The sequence below is a fragment of the Pseudomonas mendocina genome, assembly GCA_037482215.1.
Classification (GTDB): Bacteria; Pseudomonadota; Gammaproteobacteria; order Pseudomonadales; family Pseudomonadaceae; genus Aquipseudomonas; species Aquipseudomonas mendocina_E.
In genome coordinates this window covers 2,458,098-2,474,274 of the sequence record CP148074.1, presented here as the reverse complement: position 1 = coordinate 2,474,274, position 16,177 = coordinate 2,458,098, and the positions used below count along the sequence as shown (strand labels likewise).

At 53.7% G+C, this 16,177-nt stretch carries 24 protein-coding genes, 1 tRNA gene and 1 pseudogene; 2 read left to right on the top strand and 24 right to left on the bottom strand.

Going from position 1 to position 16,177, the window contains the following annotated elements:
- Positions 1–80 precede the first annotated feature (80 nt).
- Entirely contained in the window at positions 81–773 is a 693-nt protein-coding gene (locus WG219_11435) for a peptidase C39 family protein (protein WXL23966.1), read from the top strand.
- A 53-nt stretch (positions 774–826) separates the two neighbouring features.
- On the opposite strand, the gene WG219_11430 is transcribed toward WG219_11435, so the two are convergent.
- The gene (locus WG219_11430; GenBank protein ID WXL23965.1) at positions 827–2,110 is read right to left on the bottom strand and encodes an FAD-binding oxidoreductase; all 1,284 of its coding nucleotides are present in this window, start codon (positions 2,108–2,110) and stop codon (positions 827–829) included.
- 185 nt (positions 2,111–2,295) lie between these two features.
- Here WG219_11430 and WG219_11425 point away from each other — a divergent pair.
- Positions 2,296–2,372 (top strand) — tRNA-Val (locus WG219_11425).
- Positions 2,373–2,473: 101 nt separating this feature from the next.
- On the opposite strand, the gene WG219_11420 is transcribed toward WG219_11425, so the two are convergent.
- The 23 genes and pseudogenes from WG219_11420 to WG219_11310 all read right to left on the bottom strand — a co-directional run bounded on the left by WG219_11420 (position 2,474) and on the right by WG219_11310 (position 16,089).
- The gene (locus WG219_11420; GenBank protein ID WXL23964.1) at positions 2,474–3,616 is read right to left on the bottom strand and encodes a tyrosine-type recombinase/integrase; all 1,143 of its coding nucleotides are present in this window, start codon (positions 3,614–3,616) and stop codon (positions 2,474–2,476) included.
- 1 nt (position 3,617) lies between these two features.
- Positions 3,618–3,851, bottom strand: a complete 234-nt coding sequence (locus WG219_11415) for a hypothetical protein (GenBank protein ID WXL23963.1) — start codon at positions 3,849–3,851, stop codon at positions 3,618–3,620.
- A gap of 78 nt (positions 3,852–3,929) precedes the next feature.
- Positions 3,930–4,256, bottom strand: coding sequence for a hypothetical protein (locus WG219_11410; GenBank protein WXL23962.1), 327 nt, complete (start codon positions 4,254–4,256; stop codon positions 3,930–3,932).
- Between the two features lie 45 nt (positions 4,257–4,301).
- Complete coding sequence (locus WG219_11405; protein ID WXL27995.1) at positions 4,302–4,712, bottom strand: phage protein NinX family protein; 411 nt, start codon at positions 4,710–4,712, stop codon at positions 4,302–4,304.
- A 276-nt stretch (positions 4,713–4,988) separates the two neighbouring features.
- Positions 4,989–5,195 (bottom strand): hypothetical protein, encoded by a 207-nt coding sequence (locus tag WG219_11400; GenBank protein WXL23961.1) that lies wholly within the window; start codon positions 5,193–5,195, stop codon positions 4,989–4,991.
- A 25-nt stretch (positions 5,196–5,220) separates the two neighbouring features.
- Positions 5,221–5,361 (bottom strand): hypothetical protein, encoded by a 141-nt coding sequence (locus WG219_11395; GenBank protein ID WXL23960.1) that lies wholly within the window; start codon positions 5,359–5,361, stop codon positions 5,221–5,223.
- A gap of 23 nt (positions 5,362–5,384) precedes the next feature.
- Positions 5,385–5,768 (bottom strand): ead/Ea22-like family protein, encoded by a 384-nt coding sequence (locus WG219_11390; protein WXL23959.1) that lies wholly within the window; start codon positions 5,766–5,768, stop codon positions 5,385–5,387.
- Positions 5,769–6,364: 596 nt separating this feature from the next.
- Positions 6,365–6,508 (bottom strand): hypothetical protein, encoded by a 144-nt coding sequence (locus tag WG219_11385; GenBank protein ID WXL23958.1) that lies wholly within the window; start codon positions 6,506–6,508, stop codon positions 6,365–6,367.
- Complete coding sequence (locus tag WG219_11380) at positions 6,505–6,819, bottom strand: hypothetical protein (protein ID WXL23957.1); 315 nt, start codon at positions 6,817–6,819, stop codon at positions 6,505–6,507. The genes WG219_11385 and WG219_11380 overlap by 4 nt, the downstream gene beginning before the upstream one ends.
- Positions 6,806–7,108 (bottom strand): hypothetical protein, encoded by a 303-nt coding sequence (locus WG219_11375; GenBank protein WXL23956.1) that lies wholly within the window; start codon positions 7,106–7,108, stop codon positions 6,806–6,808. The genes WG219_11380 and WG219_11375 overlap by 14 nt, the downstream gene beginning before the upstream one ends.
- A gap of 171 nt (positions 7,109–7,279) precedes the next feature.
- Positions 7,280–7,540 carry a hypothetical protein gene (locus WG219_11370; protein ID WXL23955.1) on the bottom strand — a complete coding sequence of 87 codons (261 nt, stop codon included), beginning with the start codon at positions 7,538–7,540 and terminating at the stop codon, positions 7,280–7,282.
- A complete protein-coding gene (locus tag WG219_11365; protein ID WXL23954.1) occupies positions 7,537–7,776 on the bottom strand; it encodes a hypothetical protein in 240 nt (79 codons plus the stop codon). Before WG219_11365 ends, WG219_11370 begins: the two co-directional genes overlap by 4 nt.
- Positions 7,751–8,392 carry an HNH endonuclease gene (locus WG219_11360; protein WXL23953.1) on the bottom strand — a complete coding sequence of 214 codons (642 nt, stop codon included), beginning with the start codon at positions 8,390–8,392 and terminating at the stop codon, positions 7,751–7,753. The genes WG219_11365 and WG219_11360 overlap by 26 nt, the downstream gene beginning before the upstream one ends.
- 40 nt (positions 8,393–8,432) lie before the next feature.
- Positions 8,433–8,981, bottom strand: coding sequence for a hypothetical protein (locus WG219_11355; protein WXL23952.1), 549 nt, complete (start codon positions 8,979–8,981; stop codon positions 8,433–8,435).
- A 7-nt stretch (positions 8,982–8,988) separates the two neighbouring features.
- Complete coding sequence (locus WG219_11350) at positions 8,989–9,483, bottom strand: single-stranded DNA-binding protein (protein WXL23951.1); 495 nt, start codon at positions 9,481–9,483, stop codon at positions 8,989–8,991.
- Positions 9,483–10,271: a YqaJ viral recombinase family protein gene (locus tag WG219_11345; protein WXL23950.1), complete on the bottom strand. Its 789-nt coding sequence runs from the start codon at positions 10,269–10,271 to the stop codon at positions 9,483–9,485. The genes WG219_11350 and WG219_11345 overlap by 1 nt, the downstream gene beginning before the upstream one ends.
- Entirely contained in the window at positions 10,268–11,185 is a 918-nt protein-coding gene (locus tag WG219_11340) for a recombinase RecT (protein WXL23949.1), read from the bottom strand. The genes WG219_11345 and WG219_11340 overlap by 4 nt, the downstream gene beginning before the upstream one ends.
- Positions 11,186–11,441: 256 nt before the next feature.
- Positions 11,442–11,573, bottom strand: coding sequence for a hypothetical protein (locus WG219_11335; GenBank protein ID WXL23948.1), 132 nt, complete (start codon positions 11,571–11,573; stop codon positions 11,442–11,444).
- The gene (locus WG219_11330) at positions 11,570–11,854 is read right to left on the bottom strand and encodes a hypothetical protein (protein WXL23947.1); all 285 of its coding nucleotides are present in this window, start codon (positions 11,852–11,854) and stop codon (positions 11,570–11,572) included. The genes WG219_11335 and WG219_11330 overlap by 4 nt, the downstream gene beginning before the upstream one ends.
- Before the next feature lie 21 nt (positions 11,855–11,875).
- Positions 11,876–12,190: a hypothetical protein gene (locus tag WG219_11325; protein ID WXL23946.1), complete on the bottom strand. Its 315-nt coding sequence runs from the start codon at positions 12,188–12,190 to the stop codon at positions 11,876–11,878.
- A 630-nt stretch (positions 12,191–12,820) separates the two neighbouring features.
- On the bottom strand, positions 12,821–13,030 hold the full coding sequence (locus tag WG219_11320) for a hypothetical protein (GenBank protein WXL23945.1): 210 nt from the start codon (positions 13,028–13,030) through the stop codon (positions 12,821–12,823).
- A gap of 1,487 nt (positions 13,031–14,517) precedes the next feature.
- Entirely contained in the window at positions 14,518–15,354 is an 837-nt protein-coding gene (locus tag WG219_11315) for a DUF3037 domain-containing protein (protein WXL23944.1), read from the bottom strand.
- Positions 15,351–16,089 (bottom strand): annotated as a pseudogene (locus WG219_11310) (HipA family kinase). The gene WG219_11315 and the pseudogene WG219_11310 overlap by 4 nt, the downstream one beginning before the upstream one ends.
- Positions 16,090–16,177: the final 88 nt, after the last annotated feature.

The window sequence follows — 16,177 nt, the reverse complement described above, 5'->3', positions numbered from 1 at the left end:
TCTCGTTACAGATGTCATAGGTAGTTCTGACTGCCACACTGTAAACATGAAGTGGGTATATCCAATTTAGCGAGGGATTCATGGCTGGATGGTTAAGTGTTGCCAAGGTGATACCTGTTGGGCTGCTGTTGGTTTTGAGTGTTGCCTGCAGCTCAGGCCCACAGTTAAAGCCTGAAACAGGCTCATTGCCAGAGCGCGTCGAATTGGTGGATGTCCCGTTTTTTTATCTTAATGATCCTTCAGGTGGGGACTCTGCACTGGCTGCACTGCTGAATCATCACAGTGTGCTGACGACGCCAGGCGTGGTTAAGCAGCGTTTATCAGATCTGGCTGGTGGGCAGGAGCCACGAAAAGCGCTTGCAGTTGTCGCTGGATCTTATGATCAGGTGGTCTACCCACTTGCAACGAGTTTGGATGCGCTGATTCAGCAAGTTGCAGGCGGGTTTCCAGTATTAGTACAGCTGGATAAAACGTTTTCCGGGCCTGGAGGCGAGTTCGCTTTGCTTGTTGGCTACGATCAGCGGGAGCGGACTGTGGTGCTGCGCAGAGGCAATGTGCGCCGTTTGCACATGAGGTTAAGTGACTTTGATGAGGCGTGGGCTGAGGCCGGGCGGTGGGCTGTCGTTATCCTGCCGGCGAATAATCTGCCTGCACAGGCTGATCGTGAAACTTGGATGAGTGCTTTGCGGGAGCTGCAGATGCAGGGACGGGATTTAGCGGTTCAGCGTGGTGTGTCGGCAGCGCGGGCACACTGGCCGGATTTTCGCCTGTAACCTTATCCCCACAACAAAAAACGGCACCTTATGGGTGCCGTTTTTGTTCAACCTCAGATGCCGAACTTATCTCGCAGTGAGTAATACCAAGCGCCGATGGCTGTGAATGGTACGCGGAACAGTTGACCGCCAGGGAAGGGGTAGTGCGGAAGGTCAGCAAATGCATCAAAGCGCTCAGCCTGACCACGCAGGGCCTCGCCCAGTACCTTGCCAGCCAAGTGTGTATAGGTCACGCCGTGACCGCTGCAGCCTTGGGAATAGTAGATGTTATCGCCTAGGCGTCCGACTTGAGGCAGGCGCGAAAGTGTCAGCAGGAAATTGCCGGTCCAAGCGTAATCAATCTTCACGTTCTTAAGCTGCGGGAAGGTCTTCAGCATTTTCGGGCGAATGATGGCTTCGATGTTAGATGGATCACGTGCGCCATAGACCACGCCGCCGCCGAAGATCAGGCGCTTATCGCCGGAAAGTCGGTAGTAGTCGAGCAGGTAGTTGCAGTCCTCAACGCAGTAATCCTGCGGTAACAGAGATTGTGCAACTTCGTCAGACAGCGGCTCTGTGGTAATCACTTGTGTGCCACAAGGCATCGACTTGGCCGAAAGCTCAGGAAGCAGGTTGCCTAGGTAAGCATTGCCGGCTACCACGACGAATTTCGCTTTAACACGGCCCTTCGGCGTGTGTACAACAGGGTTTGCACCGCGGTCGATGCGTGTGGCGGGGCTTTGCTCATGGATGACCCCACCAAGTGATTCAACGGCTGCTGCTTCGCCCAAGGCGAGATTCAGCGGATGGATATGGCCACCGCTCATGTCGAGCATGCCGCCTACATAGAGGTCTGTGTTTACAACTTCGCGGATGCGTTTCTCATCCATCAGCTCTAGCTGGGTGTGGCCGTAGCGTTCCCATAGCTTTTTCTGGGCTTCAAGATGCTTCATGTGCTTGGGCGTGTTAGCTGCGAATACGCCGCCGTCTTTCAGGTCGCACTGGATGTTGTATTTGGCAATGCGCTCACGAATGATGCGACCGCCTTCGAAGGCCATGTCGCCGAGGAGTTTGGCCTGTTTCGCACCGACACTGCGTTCGATGACATCAATGTCCCGGCTATAGCTGTTAACGATCTGGCCACCATTACGGCCTGAGGCGCCAAAGCCAACCTTTGCGGCCTCGACAATTACAACTTTGAAGCCGTTTTCGAGCAGGGCGATGGCGGTCGATAGGCCGGTATAGCCAGCGCCGACAATACACACATCTGTTTCTACTTCACCGTTGAGCTCGGGGCGTTCCGGGACTGGGTTGGCCGATGCCGCATAATAGGATTGTGGGTAGGGTGTGTGCGCCATTTTGCAACCTCTGTTCTTTATTTTTTACGAGTAAGCTGATCCTACCTGAGTTAAAAATGGCCGGCTAGTGGCCCAAATCAAAAGATGCAGTGAAGCTCAAGTGGTAAAAATTTCAATTATTCAGAGAGTTAGCGAAAAAATCTGTTGACACCCATGCGCGGCTCAGTAGAATGCGCACCCACAGCAGGCACGTAGCTCAGTTGGTTAGAGCACCACCTTGACATGGTGGGGGTCGTTGGTTCGAGTCCAATCGTGCCTACCAGTTGCAACCCGCTTAGGGCGGGGCTTAGAAGGCGATCCATACGGGTCGCCTTTTTTGTTTTGGGAAAACTTTGGGAATATTTTGGGAAAACGAAAACCCGGTCAAAGTTTTAAACCCGCCTTCACCTGCTGGTAAATCACCTCCTTCTGCTCGTGACCGTCTTGGTAGTACGCGGTCATTTCTGGCGTTGCGTGCCCCATCAGTACCTGCACATACTCAGTCGCGAACCCCTGCTGCTCGTATAGCCAAGCTCCAAGTGCGCGCAATTCATGCACCGTTGGTCGGGCTTTCGGGTTTTCGATATGGTCATACGCCCCAGCGAGGTCGCGGGCTTTCTTGAACTCCTTGGTCAGGTAGTCGTCAGTGATGGCTGACCAGTGGGCCTTGGCCTCGATCTGTTCCCGCTTGCGCGCCTTCGGGCGGTAGCAGAGAAGGAAAGGGCTGGCGATGGGTTCTGACAGGCATTCCTGCACAACAGCCCGCAGGTCCGGCCCCATTTCGATTTCCAAGTGAATAGGGGTGTCGTAGTTCTCAGTCTTACCGGGGCTGACCCTGATCACGTTCCTCTTCATATCGACGGCTGTCCGCTCCCAGGTAACAAGATCCTCACGCCGCTGCAGGCTCAGCAGAGCCAGGCGGATGGCACGCTTTAGCCATGCCGGAGTGGTGCCAGCATCAAGAATCTTCTGCACGCCCTCAATGGTGTGCCGCTGGCGAACTTTATCCGCCTCTTTCTTCTGCAGGGTCAGCTCTGCGCAATTCCGCTCAGCCATGCCCTTTGCCACGGCGAATGCAAAAATCTGCACCCACAGCGCCCGATGCTTGGTGTATGCGTTATTTGTGAACTGGTCGAGGTATTCGGCCATGGCCAGAACATCAATTTGGCCAATCATCCGTTCGCCCAGGTCAGCCCGGTACCGCTCTAACTTGATCCGGGTTTCCTTCAATGTTGACTCGGCCAGCTTGCGGCCCGGCAAGTATTCTTCCGCGAAACGCTCAAGCAACAGCTTTACCTTTGGTGCTTGCTCGCCGGTCAGCAGCTGCAGCAGCTCGCCATCGTCAGCCATCAGCGGTGCCAGCTTGGCATTTGCCAGCCGCGCCAGCTTGACTGCCTCCGCTAGCGGCTTGTTGATACTGATCTTTTTGCCGGTGATCGGATTGCGGTACTGCCAGTACTTCCCGTTTGGGTACAGGTTCTCCGGCAGGTTCCGATTGCGGCTGGTGCGGGGGCGCGGAGGACTCATATCAGCTTACCGCCATCATCTTATGTAGAAGTGGATCGTTGGAGCCGACCAGCTCCGAGTTAAGGTCAACGAAATACATGCCGCCTTTGATTTCGCCGATCACTTCGCCTTCTTCAATCCAGCGTTTGAGCTGCTGGAGGCTTGGCTTGTCACCGGCATAGCGCAGTTTTCGATATTCCCCGACTTCCATCAGACGGGGCAAACTTGCTGTGATCTGAGAAATTATCTTAGCCATAGAAACACTCTCCGCCCTGCGTGTGCAGGGTTGAATGATGTTTTAGAGGGGGGGTTGTTGCTGGATGCCCTGAATTGCTCAAGGCATGTTCTTGCCGATCTCTGCTGCGGCACTCGTGATAGCGAGACACATGTAAGGATCATCGGGTGATGCTGTGCCCAGCTTTGTCATGTCAAGATCGCCAGCGCCCCAAACTACGCCTCGCTCAAAGTCGACTGTGAACTTGAGGGTCGCCGCTAGCGCTAGTGCATCGCTTTTATACTGTGCCGGGTTCCATGCGTTGACTATGCAACTCTCAGGCCCGCCGCCGCCACACTGCACTACGGCATCGCCATCTGAGTTGAAGAATTTGATCTTGATGCTCGCCGCCTTCGCCGCCAGCTCAAGCATTTCGCGTTCTGTCATGTTGGTTCCTTGCCCGGCGCTGGGCCGGGTCTTGTTAGGCGTTGATCAGTTCGATGGGACTTCAACCGTGTCGCCAAATTTGCTGGCCACGATTGCGCGGCAGGCAGCGATGAGCGGCGTGTCACCTATTTGCTTGATGGCGATGCCCTCATGGCCTGCCATCCACCACATGGCCTTGCCGTCCACGCCCATCCACTTCAGCTCAATCTGATATTTATGAACCAGTGGGCCGCCTTGCGCCCATTCACTAGACCACGGGCGAATGAAATACCAAGGCGCTATCCACCCTCGCGGCGGCCACTGGAAGTCCTTGCTTAGGTCTGGAGGTGCTAGCACCTCTCCGCCATGATTCCCGTCGATATCCCTTGGAACGCGGCGCATCTTCCAGCCAAGCGCAAGCGCCACCGCCCAGTCCAGCGCAGCGCCAGTCAGTTCACTGACTGGGATTGATTTCATTTCAGACACAGCACTACCTCCCGCCGTTACCGGCAGTTGAAGTTGTAAGGGAAGGGGATTACTGAGCGTCGCGCTCAGCGTTTCGGTCGTACTCGGCCCCGGCTTTGAGTAGGGCGCAGGCAGTGAGCAGGCCGAGGATTATGGTTGCGGAAAGGGTGAGGGTGATGATGGTGGTCATGGGCGTCTAGCCTTATATGCGGTATACACACCATGAACACCCCAGCCAACCAAAAAGCAGCCGATTGAGTTCAATACCCACGCAAACACATCCATCACTCACCCCCTATTGGCGCGGTGGGCGGCGGCTGCGATCAAGTCCGATGCAGTCAGATCATCGCCACCGCTGGCAGGCTGCTGGTTGAGGCGGGATAGCGCAGCATGTATCAACCGGGCACATTCGCTACGGCGAAGCGGCGGACTGATGTTCTGCATCTCCACCATTGCGGCGTCCACAGCCGAGGTAAGGCGGGCATTGCTCAGCACCACTCCGCTCGTCTGGGCAATCGGATTATCCCTCCAGCGCCTCAACCAGCCCGGAGATGGGCGGGGCCGCGTACAAAGACGCGCCTTCATCCACTCCATCAATGATTGCGCTAGCTTTCAGCTCGCCAATGAAAGTTACACCACCGGATTCGTATGCTTTGCGCACTACGCCAATCGGCTCCTGCTGCCTCAGCGCTTCCAGCTCGAATAGCGCCTTCTGAGATTTTCTTCCGCAATGCCAGCGCGACGCCACGACTTGTCATGCTGTTCGCGCAGCCGCTCATTCTCGGCGGCAAGGCGGTCGATTTCATCGGCAGCAGAATCAATATCGTTTAACAGCTCAATGATCGCGCTCGGATTTGCTGCCGCGATAAATCTGGTATTGGCCTTTTCGTTGCTTTTTGGAACAGTCAGCGCTATCAAATCCAGGCCAGTTAATGATTGTTCCAACGCCCTGGCTGCATTCTTTAGGCCCAAAAACTGCGCAGATTGACTTATTGCCTCCAGTGAACGGAAACCATGGGCCTGCGCTAGCTTTTTCTGCCAATCCTCGGAGGATTTTTGTTTTCTCACTCATTCCGACTTCCCTTATTCTTTGCCCTTTGCAACATCATGGCGTACTGGTTCTGGTTCATGCGCTGCATGTACAGCGCGTGTAGCTGTTCTTCGGTCATGGCTTTGATCCGGTGGAGTGCAGGCCAAGCAATCGCATGGCATTTGCTTGCCTGAGTGTCGGCAGAAGGTGGGACGGCTCATGACGCCCCTGTAAGTTGGTCAGGCATGATTGATCCTCGCCAGCGGCGTGAATATGTTGTTATGTCTAAGGTTGCCCGTCCCGCAGCATCAGGCTGGGAAGGAGGGCGGGTGGCTAGATCAGGCTGAGCTGACTGACACTCTTCTGGCCCGAGGGGCAGCAAGCGCTTTGCGCGCTCTGCCTTTGCCGCTGCAAGCTCGTCCGTGTAATGGTCATTACCAGGCTGGCGCTCAATATCAACGACGCTGCCATCAGGGCGGCGGATGGTTCGGCTTCCTTTACTGCCGCGCTCTATTGAGTAGCCGAGCGAAGTCCATATGCCATTTGGGCTTTCTGGGTGCATGGCTTTCTCCTTGTCGGTTACTTGTCGCTCTGCATCGCTTCGATTGAAGCCCTTAACTCAGCAACCCCGGCATCAGGAAAAGGATGGCGCTGCGAATACAGTTCCGCTGAGCTGCTTCACTACCAGCTTGCTTGATACGCCGGTATCGAATTTCGTATTGCCGACAAGGGCGGGGGAGTCGAGTGGCGGGTAGTTGTCGGTGGGCTTGTCAGTCATGGCTGGTCGCCTTCGGCTATCCAAAGTACTGCAACAGCCTTAGCTACCGGGCATCGGATATCTTCACAGTCGTGGCCGGCATGCTGTGTGTCATCCAGCAGAGCCCTTAATGCCTCGCAAAGCTCTTTGCTGCCCTTCTTGTACTGCTCGACAATGCGCTCATGCTGGGCGACGGTCATTAGCTCAAACGACTTAGCCGCACGAGAAGGTTTGATAGTTGTAACCCTTTGCCTGCACTCAAAGCCATTAAACTCGTCCGGTCTTTCCATAACAGACCATGCCACCACCTCAACCTTCTCAATCTCGCTCATCCTCTCCATCCTCCGTATAAGCCTCTAACTTCCGCGCCACGTTTTCGCTTATCGTGATTTCGTGGCGCGGTACTTGTAGAAGTGCGCCAGAACCTTCAGGCCCGAGCGAGTGCGCATTCATGATCAGCAACTGGATTGCCTCGGCCTGTTCTTCGATTCCGTGCCACTGCATAAGATCGACCAGCTTGGCCTTGATGCCAGGGCGCACTCGGTGGCGAAGCTCTGTTTCTGCATTCGCGGCGCGTTTTGCTGCTGTACGGGCGTCGCGCTCGGATTGTTTTAGCGCCATGGCTATTGCCCCGCATGAGTGATACCGTGCTGTGTCGCGTAACACAGAGAGTCACGCAGATGGCTTGGATGGCGACCAAGGCCGATCCCTATGCACTTCCATGAAATTCCGACCTGCCTTAGCTCATAAGCTGAGCCAGTTCGTTTGCTGGAATTGAGCGTTTGCGGGTTTTCATTTCCAGACCTCGCGTAACATGGCGCGCTGCCGGGCCTGCCGCGTGCCGCGCTTGGCTAGAGGCATCTGGCTAGGTGCTGCTTCATTTCCGCGACGTGCGGCCCGTGAGTCGGTAACAATACGATTGTTATACGAGTGCTTATCGCAGCGCTGAACGATTGGCATAGTCACTACCGGCCCGCGCTTTGCTTCAAACTCGGCCATCTTTGCAGCCAGCTCATTACGCAGCGGGTCGCGAATTTGGATATCTGCGTTCATGAGCGAACTCCTTGAATAGCTGCCCGTTGCTGAGGGCGCGGCGTAACATCAATGAAGCCGGTTCCCTTGAAGTCACCGTCAGTTGCTCGGGCTAGCTCAATTTCATTGCGCGTTGATGCGTTGATTTCAGCTGCAACCATAGAGATAGCCTTTGCTTGATCTACAGTTGCCTCACCACTGAGCACCTTGCGCATTGTTTCGCCCAGGAACTCACGAAATTCGGTCACGTCTTTCATTTTCGACTTTCTTATTTTTCATTGAACCAACCCAGGGTGACTGTTGCCGGTACTCGGGGCCATATCTGCGTCCCCTGTTGCGCTGCCCAGTCGAGCGGAGTACAGCTAAAAGGTTTTCAATCGCGAAGTTGCTGCGGTTGCGATCAATGAAGATGACGAAATTTCCTTCAGGGATCGGCCCGTGATGCTCTTCCCAGATCAGTTCATGCACTGGCCGCCAGTCCACCTTCTTGTTTCGCGTGTCGGCCACCTTTCGGTACAAGATTCCGTCCTTGCTGACTCGCTCAGCACCAATAGGCCGCCAGGTGCTGGAGACATTGCCAGGCTTGAATTGGGTGTCTTTGGATTTTCCGCCTGCATTCCAGCCCTTCATTCCGGCGTTCCATGGGGCTCCACCTTTCTTGAACCGCCCACACCCAGAAAGCTGCTTGTATTCATCCGACCGCTTCAAGCCGAGCTTTTGCACTCTGTTGAAAATTGATCCAGAGGTTCTTCCCATTGCTTGCGCTATCGCAGTGATGGGCTTGGTTTTGTAAAGCTCTGAAAGCTGGGCATCATGCTCGGCAGTCCACGGAAGGCGCTTGAGAGTGCGGCGCCCAACATCTGCATTGCTCATGCGTCACCGTTTTGGCAAAGAAAAGGGCTCCGAAGAGCCCTTATGCTGCCAACAGATTTTCGAAGAAAGGAGCCAGTTCGTCAGGCTCAACCTTGTAGTCCAGCCACTTGCTGCCAGACTGAGCCGCCGAGATTGTCTGGTATGTCCTCGCAATCTCGCCGGGTATCAGCAAGACATGCTGCAAGCTGTCGTCATCTGCCATGCAAAAGCAAACGAAGAACGCCGCGACTGATTCTTGCTTCTTAACTCCAAAAGCCCAGCGCTTAGTTTTGCTGTTCCGGTTCGACGTGTTGAGGCGCGAGGCTTTTACGTCAACGCCCCAACCCCCAACTTGGAAGTCCATTTTTGCTTGGAATTTCTTCCCGTTCATGTTGACTGCCTCGGGCACCAGTTCAGCAAACAGCCGCTCTGCGCGAGCGGCTAGCCTGTCTGAGTCAGAGCCGTACCGCGCTTTGTCACCAGTGACCGGTTCACCAGCGGTCTTGAGATGGATATAAACCGTCTGCCAGGGGATACCAATCTCAGCGCCGGCCAGTTTCAGATTCTTGAGCCGCCGATACGACTCAACGCATTGCTCAACAATATCCATGGCTACCTCAGAATGGGATCTGATCATCAAAGTCGTCGTAGTCTGGCTCTGGCTGCGGCGCTGACTGCTGAGGCCGACTATTTTCCGCCGGACGGGTCTCGTTACCGTTTCCTGATTCGCGCCGCGCCCGCTGCTGCCGTGGAGTTCCTTCTCCATCTCCGCGCGCCCCAAGCAGCTGCATCGTGCCCTGCATATCCACGATGATTTCGGTGGTGTAACGCTTGATACCGTCCTTTTCCCACTCGCGGGTTTGCAGTTTGCCTTCGATATAGACCTGGCTGCCTTTGCGCAGGTACTCACCGGCAATTTCAGCGACCTTGCCGAACAGGGCAACGCGGTGCCATTCAGTTTTTTCGACACGCTGACCGGTCTGCTTGTCGGTCCACTGCTCGCTGGTGGCCAGGCTCAGGTTGGTTACCGCATTTCCGTTAGGCAGGTAGCGCGTATCAGGATCTTGGCCGCAGGTGCCGACCAGAATGACTTTATTGACTCCACGGGCCATTAGGCGGCCTCCTTCTGTTGTGTCTCGATAGGATTGCGAAGCTCGGCTTCGTACTGATCAACCAGAAGCTTGAACTCCAGCAGATCAGCCTCAAGGCGCTCGATGTAATCCTCATCCCGCTTGAACTCTTTCCACCAGAGCTGACGACCTACAGGCTTTAGGGCTGGGCAGTAAAGGCCGATGTGCCACCACTTGCGCCCAGTGATCCACATGCATCCCTGCACTTGATCAAAAATCTCACTGGCGTCATTGTCGATATGGAAGGCGCGGAGCCTTTCAGGATTCATGAAGCACTTGTATTCGCTGCCACCGTCTTTATCGATTAGGCCGTCAGCGCTAGCCCCAAAGCATCCGTCTTCGGTGGTAACGAACCCAGCGCGCTGGACGATAAGCCCCGTCTGAAACTCGTGCTCCATTCGAGCCTCAGGCTCCAGCTCATGCCCGCGGCGCATAGAGTAGGTTTCAAATCCTTCATCAAGCGGCTGCTTGCTGATGCGTTCGATTGCAAGGCGAAATGCGTAGTTTTTAGCTGCATCGGAAAACTCGCCAACCTTCTCGCCAGCTAGAGCCTTGGTTACGGCCTCTGCTTTTGGAGCTGCCTTGTATTTAGCAAGATCCAGCGCTTCTTTTTGAGCTGCGCCTGACTGAATGGCCTCTACGTAAATGCGCTGCTGCTCTGTTAGGCAGTTGACCTTGGAGCGAGCAACGCCAAACATGCTTGCGGTGATGCAGCCAGCCCGAGCAGCATGCCAATCAGCGCTGCCTTGCTCGCAATTAATAATGATCATTGAGCCACCCCTTCAATTGGTGCGTTATTTTTCAGGTATGCCTGCCTCTCAAGAACAGCAGCCTTTATCAGTTCATAGGCCTGCTTATCTCCTGCTCCCCTGGCAGATTCAACAGCCTGCTTCCAGACCATCTGAAGAACCTCTGCCGACTCGGATGCATTGACCTTTTCGACCCATGAGGCGGTAAAGTCAGGATTTGCAGCCTGCTTCCCGGTCAGATCAATTCCTTCTCCAGCATCTGTATTGAGGTGATGAATCGCCTGCTCAAGACGCGGCGTCATGGGCCAGTATTTGGACGCACGCTTGACCATGGTCTTTTTGATCATTTCGCCCTCGTCCGTGACCCACGGGCATTTCTTCTTGTCCTTAACCCAGGCCTTCCATGCGCTTGAGCGGTCACGGATTGCGTACACCTCCGCAAGCGTCATAGTGTCGGTTAAATAGTCGCCATCCGCAGTCTTTGCGACCACGTAAACACCAACAATTTCGCCGCGATCCTGGCTGAATGGGTTGTACTTATGGGCAGGAGGGTTGTCGTATCCGTTCAGCTCAAAGGAGTCAGTCGCATATACAAGCTCTGCCTTAGCCCAGCGAATAGAGCCAGATGCGATGGCGAGATCCATCAGCCCCATATAGCTGATATCAAGACAAATCTTGCCGTCTCTCGGCACCAGGTACGCTTGCTTAGTCGCTGGGTTCAGGCTGATGCCGATTGCTGCAATATTTGCAATTGCATTGACTACTGACTGCCGGTTATTGGATGCAACCTTAGTGATGTAGTCGTTTGCGCTGATGGCCTGAATCGCAAACCCTGCCTCGCGGTCAAAGTTAATACTCTGATCTGTGAGGACGGCAGCGAACGAATCGCGAGTTCCGTAAATGTCATTTGTTATGGTTGCTATTGCGTTGCTCATGGCTACCTCGATATGCGCGCAGAAGCATGCCGCGCATGACGCAGCAGTAGAGATTGATAGGGAAGGTGTTAGCTCTGCATTTGCGATTAAATGAGCAGGTCCTTTGGAATAAGGCTTTCATCCATTTAATGCACCTACATGAGCTTTGCGATTGATTAGCCCAGGCTTGGGCCGATGATCGTTACGATCAGGAAGAGGGCGATCATCAGAAAGCCGTTGAGCCAGATTGCGTGGCGGCGGGCGCGCTGATTTGTGGTCATACAGTCACCACACAGCGCCCATTGCGGCGCTCAATCTTGATTGCCTTCGGAAGCTCAGCCACCAATAAAAAGCCCCGCTGTTGCAGGGCTTGAATGGCGGCTTCGATGGTTGGGTAGATGGCTTTCATGACGCCCTCCGAATTGCATTGTTCTTATTCGCTTGAGGTTTCTTGGTACGAATGCGCGCACCCCTGATCTTACGAAGTTCGGCGCGCCGCTCTTGAACCGCCAATTCTGTGAGCCTGGTCCAGTAGCCGTACTGCTCATCATCAAGAAGGGCGGTGGCGTAGGCCATTTCGATCATGCCTTGGCACAGATTTGGCTCTGGAAACTCAGAGCGCTTTATCTGCTCGACGTAGTACTCAACAAGCTCTGCAGCCTTGGCTTTCTGCCAGTCGGATGTGCTCATGACACCCTCCGTAGCCCAGAATTAAATTCGGACCGGACTGCGGCTTCCTCTTCTGCTTCGTCCGAGATTTGCGCGCTTTCCGATGAAGGCATGGCGCTCTCGGTCGATATGGCGCTCAATTGCCTCAAGGGCATCGGCCAGCTTCGGCGTTTTCTGCGAGGTCACGGACATAACTGCCAGCCACTGCGGGCGATCCATTTCGATGATTGCAATGCAGAGAAGCTCGCCCAGCTCATTCATGCCTTCTGCGCAGTGCTCGGCGTATCGCTCAATCACATCGGCATCACCTGCATCAATTGCTTCACTCAGCGAATCTATGATCTGTCGAATTTCCATGATTGATTCCTCGGTGAAATCGCACTGGTCAGGCGCCAGACCCGGTGACCAAGCCGGGCGAATAGCCAGCCTGACGCCTGCCGGTGCGATCTATGTGAGAAAGAACCCCGGCGAACCGGGAGAGGATGTTGCGAATACGTGCGAAACCATTTTCCTGATGCCGGGAAATTGGTCATGCAGGGCAACTGTCAAGGAATGCTTGATAGTTGATAGGGCAGACTGGTTAGGCCAGTCCTCACCCGAACTCCGTCGGCGCTTAATGCAGTGGCCGGAGCTGAACAAATCCCGCGCCGTTCTATGCGGTCAGTGGCCCGTGTGGTCGCTAATGCTCCGAACTGTCTTGATTCAGCCTTGCTCACTGCATTGGTGGACGGCTCTAATGGTTAGTCCGTTGGTTTTATCCGCTGTACTCCACTAAAGCCATCCCCAATACACCCTCACCGAGGGCATTGGCAGCTTATTGCCAGGGCGCTGAACCCCACTGAACCCCGTCATACTCCTGTTATCAGAGGCGGCATCCCGTGTCGTGTTTGCGGGATCTTGTTGCGCTGAGTGGTATGTTCCAAAATGGAACAAACCACTTGGCTTGTCTTCCCGCTGCCCACTCAGTGAATGGGCAGAAGTGAAGGGTTATTCGATCTCGAAATGTTCTTTTGCTTGCGCTTCGCCTATCTCTTCAAGAAGATCGCTAGCGCCGTAGTGCTCTACGATCATTGTGAGATCGAACGAATTGAGAATCTGCTTAACATCAGCTTCTTTCGCCTCAACACGAATCCAGTTACCACTAAGAGGCTCAAGGGAAATACCTCCAGCCTCGAAATCAATATCAATAACACTCATTTTCTCCTCTTGTTGTCTTCCCAGATACCCCTGTCACCAAGGGCATCGAGGAAAACGGGCATTGCTCGCGCCAGGGCTACTGGCTCGCTGGCGCGTGGATCATCTGGCTGTCAGTTGCTGATTACTTGCCATCAGCTGATCTTGCGTTGCCTTCCTCAATTAGCGACTCTTGAGTTCTTTCATCTGACAGGAGTTGAGAGTGAGCGACAATGCAACCCCGGACGGTCCAGATGTCGTCATTGACAGACTAACTAGAGAGTTGCGCCGGGCATTTCAGGCGGTGAACAAGAAGTGCGAGCGCGAAGAGCGTAGAAAAGCGCTCGCTGCAAAAAACGAAGAGCGTGAAAGGCGCAGAGCGGAGCGTTTGGCAAATCGCCCTTCAGCGGCTGAGCGTCGAAGACTGAGAGAGATAAGGGCGCAGGCTATTGAGGCTCTCAATAATCCGGTGAGGTTGGCAGCTAAGTGCGCGGAGTGCAGGGCTGTTCTATCTGAAGCAGAAGAATACGATTACGGCCATCTTTGCAAGACTTGCTACTTGCGCCTCCGCGAATTGGTGCCGGGTCCACGCTCCGATAAACCAACCGAATACTCAAGCGTAATTCTCGTTCCGGGTGGCGCGCCAGGTACCGGAAAGTGCGCTAATACTTCCAAGTCCCCTAATAAAGGCGACTTGAGAGCATCCGGCCCGCTCAAGGCAGGCCGGTATTCTCTTTCTCTTGCATAGGCCAACGGTCGCTTTCCCGTCAGTGGTTTTTCGTGTGCCCGGAGTCTTGCCGCCTAGGTCGTACACGTACTTGCCACTACGCAGCCTATCCAGCTGCGCCCTCCGAATGAGGTTTTATGCCCAGTGACGACATGTAGGTCGTGCACTGCGTACCGTTGCGCGGTACGTCCGCTGGCTATGCATCGGCCAGCTCGGCGGTCTAGTTTGTTAAAGAGCGTGGCCTTTCGGCCTGAAGCTGTTTGGCTTCGTGTTGGAGTCAAATATAGGCATACCTTTATTTAAGGTCAACAGGTTTACCTTTTTTTTTCATTCGAGGATTCTCTTTAGCGGTTCCGCTTTATTTTAAAGACTGTCTAAGTGAGCCTTGAGCCTTCCAGCACACCAAACGCTGCCATCCGAGCGCTTGATCATCTTTGCGCATTCGTCCTGCTCGATTTCTTCAAGCAGGCGCTCCCAGTCTTCAGGGAGGTCATCGGGGAGGGAGAGAGGTTCGCCTGGCATTCGCGGCGGGCGCGTGGCGTGGTCAGCAAGTGATTAACGCGGCGCAACAGGCGATGGTATGAGGAGATTTGGCGCTGATGAGTTACGGGCGCGCTGAGTACGGCATGATGGGTGTCTTCTTGCTTTTACTGTTTTTATATACAGTAAGGTAGTTGCGTGATGTCGCTATAGGAAGAAAACTAAAATTAGGAATGTAAAGTGTAAAGGTGGGCAAGCTGTGAGGCAGGTATAAAAAGCCCGCACTAGGCGGGCTTGAAATAGGTCAATGGAAGGAAGGGGAATTCTTCTTGATCTGATCAATAATTCTGTCGTCGTTACCTAAGGCTGTACTCACTACCCTTACGCTAGGGTAGGACTCCAGCTCTGTGCAAATTTCTTCATAAGCCTTCAGCAGTTTAGGTTTACCACTTTCTGGTGGGGCTGCGATAAACAGTGTGTCTTGGGCAAGTCGGTCAGCAGACTTAAGGCGTCGTAATTTGGATATCCAGGCGTCGCCGTGATCAATTATTTTGCCTGACTCATCATGCCCAAGGTGTATTGGCTTCAGGGCTTGGACAGCCACGCCATTATTCATCATAACGAATGGAAATTTGACCTGATAATCGTTTGAGCCAAGTCTTCCTTCGCTGTATCGCTGTTTCAAATTTCTAGCGCTCAGCAGCTTCCCGAGCTGTCTCTCAAGGACGGCCTCTTGGTACTCCTTGGTGGCGAAGCTGTGATTCACGTAGTGATCGAAAAGCTTAGTCAAGGCTTGATCAGCATTATCCATTCGCAGTGTGCCAGCATCGCTGAATCTCATCATGGTTTCACGAGGATGGATCAGATGCTGGAACGTAGAAATTAGAATAGATAGGTTGGTTCGATTGGAGACACAGTAAGAGCTGAGCCTATCAAGTTCTGCCTCAATTTCGCGCCGAGCCCTGACGAATATTTGGGCATCAAGGGTTGGGAAAAAACTTGTAACGCGTTGGCGCTTCTTCTCGATTTTGAACCGAAAATCCCCGTTATTAGCAATCAAAACGACGCCAATATTGACGAATTCGCCTGTTTCAGGGTAAGGCAGGAACCGCAAGATGGAATAGTTACAGACGAGTTTCATAACTCACTCCAAAACTGCTCTTCCGTAAACAGGTCAAGCATGGCGCGCCTAGCTGCTAGTGTAGGCTGAGTCAGATCAATATGATCACTGTCTCGATATAGCCAGTCTTCGGGTAAAAAGCTGACAATCCTACCCCAATTCTCAAGCGCCGAGTCAAGCATTCTCATGAAATCCTGACGGATTACAAGATCTCGAAAATGAGGTCTCACCTCACGGAAAACGTGTCCATTCAAAAAATCATGGCTGTTGAAGGCCATGTCAAAGGCTAGGTTGTGGTCAATAACGCAGAGGTTGCCTCTTGAGTCAAGGATGAGGTTTACATTGCCACCTTTATCCCCAAGTACTCGATCCTCATTTCTAACCCACCAGTCGAAAAGGAGTAGCTTTCAAGTCAACGGGAATTCTTTGGATGCTAGCTAGAGTGACGTCAGTCGCGTTATCGACAGACTGTGATGCAAATGCAAGTCCACCCCTAAGATCTTGAATATCTGGAATTGTGCTGAATTCGATCAGCTCTTCAGGGATGTGCATGAGCCTCCACTCAGGGATGGGCAGCCCAATTAGCATACCTAGTTCAGCCCCTAGAGCTTCTGAGATTAGGGCAGGGCCCCCAGCTTTATTAAGGCCCTTAACAAAGTAAGTTAGCCCGTCCTCGGCTCTTATAATAAAGGGCTTAATCGAATAGCCCTGATGGCTTTGTCTAATAATCTCGGTGGCAGTAACAATTTCAGGCACTAGCGTGATTCCCTAGGCTCGAAGCATTAGTCGTCTTGTAGTTAGTGGAATACACGTCCAAACGAGGCGTTACTCTTAAGATCATTGC

Coding starts and splice junctions, on each gene's coding strand:
- WG219_11435 (WXL23966.1), top strand. CDS start 81: ATGGCTGGATGGTTAAGTGTTGCCAAGGTGATACCTGTTGGGCTGCTG.
- WG219_11430 (WXL23965.1), bottom strand. CDS start 2,110: ATGGCGCACACACCCTACCCACAATCCTATTATGCGGCATCGGCCAAC.
- WG219_11420 (WXL23964.1), bottom strand. CDS start 3,616: ATGAGTCCTCCGCGCCCCCGCACCAGCCGCAATCGGAACCTGCCGGAG.
- WG219_11415 (WXL23963.1), bottom strand. CDS start 3,851: ATGGCTAAGATAATTTCTCAGATCACAGCAAGTTTGCCCCGTCTGATG.
- WG219_11410 (WXL23962.1), bottom strand. CDS start 4,256: ATGACAGAACGCGAAATGCTTGAGCTGGCGGCGAAGGCGGCGAGCATC.
- WG219_11405 (WXL27995.1), bottom strand. CDS start 4,712: ATGAAATCAATCCCAGTCAGTGAACTGACTGGCGCTGCGCTGGACTGG.
- WG219_11385 (WXL23958.1), bottom strand. CDS start 6,508: ATGACTGACAAGCCCACCGACAACTACCCGCCACTCGACTCCCCCGCC.
- WG219_11380 (WXL23957.1), bottom strand. CDS start 6,819: ATGAGCGAGATTGAGAAGGTTGAGGTGGTGGCATGGTCTGTTATGGAA.
- WG219_11375 (WXL23956.1), bottom strand. CDS start 7,108: ATGGCGCTAAAACAATCCGAGCGCGACGCCCGTACAGCAGCAAAACGC.
- WG219_11370 (WXL23955.1), bottom strand. CDS start 7,540: ATGAACGCAGATATCCAAATTCGCGACCCGCTGCGTAATGAGCTGGCT.
- WG219_11365 (WXL23954.1), bottom strand. CDS start 7,776: ATGAAAGACGTGACCGAATTTCGTGAGTTCCTGGGCGAAACAATGCGC.
- WG219_11360 (WXL23953.1), bottom strand. CDS start 8,392: ATGAGCAATGCAGATGTTGGGCGCCGCACTCTCAAGCGCCTTCCGTGG.
- WG219_11355 (WXL23952.1), bottom strand. CDS start 8,981: ATGGATATTGTTGAGCAATGCGTTGAGTCGTATCGGCGGCTCAAGAAT.
- WG219_11350 (WXL23951.1), bottom strand. CDS start 9,483: ATGGCCCGTGGAGTCAATAAAGTCATTCTGGTCGGCACCTGCGGCCAA.
- WG219_11345 (WXL23950.1), bottom strand. CDS start 10,271: ATGATCATTATTAATTGCGAGCAAGGCAGCGCTGATTGGCATGCTGCT.
- WG219_11340 (WXL23949.1), bottom strand. CDS start 11,185: ATGAGCAACGCAATAGCAACCATAACAAATGACATTTACGGAACTCGC.
- WG219_11335 (WXL23948.1), bottom strand. CDS start 11,573: ATGAAAGCCATCTACCCAACCATCGAAGCCGCCATTCAAGCCCTGCAA.
- WG219_11330 (WXL23947.1), bottom strand. CDS start 11,854: ATGAGCACATCCGACTGGCAGAAAGCCAAGGCTGCAGAGCTTGTTGAG.
- WG219_11325 (WXL23946.1), bottom strand. CDS start 12,190: ATGGAAATTCGACAGATCATAGATTCGCTGAGTGAAGCAATTGATGCA.
- WG219_11320 (WXL23945.1), bottom strand. CDS start 13,030: ATGAGTGTTATTGATATTGATTTCGAGGCTGGAGGTATTTCCCTTGAG.
- WG219_11315 (WXL23944.1), bottom strand. CDS start 15,354: ATGAAACTCGTCTGTAACTATTCCATCTTGCGGTTCCTGCCTTACCCT.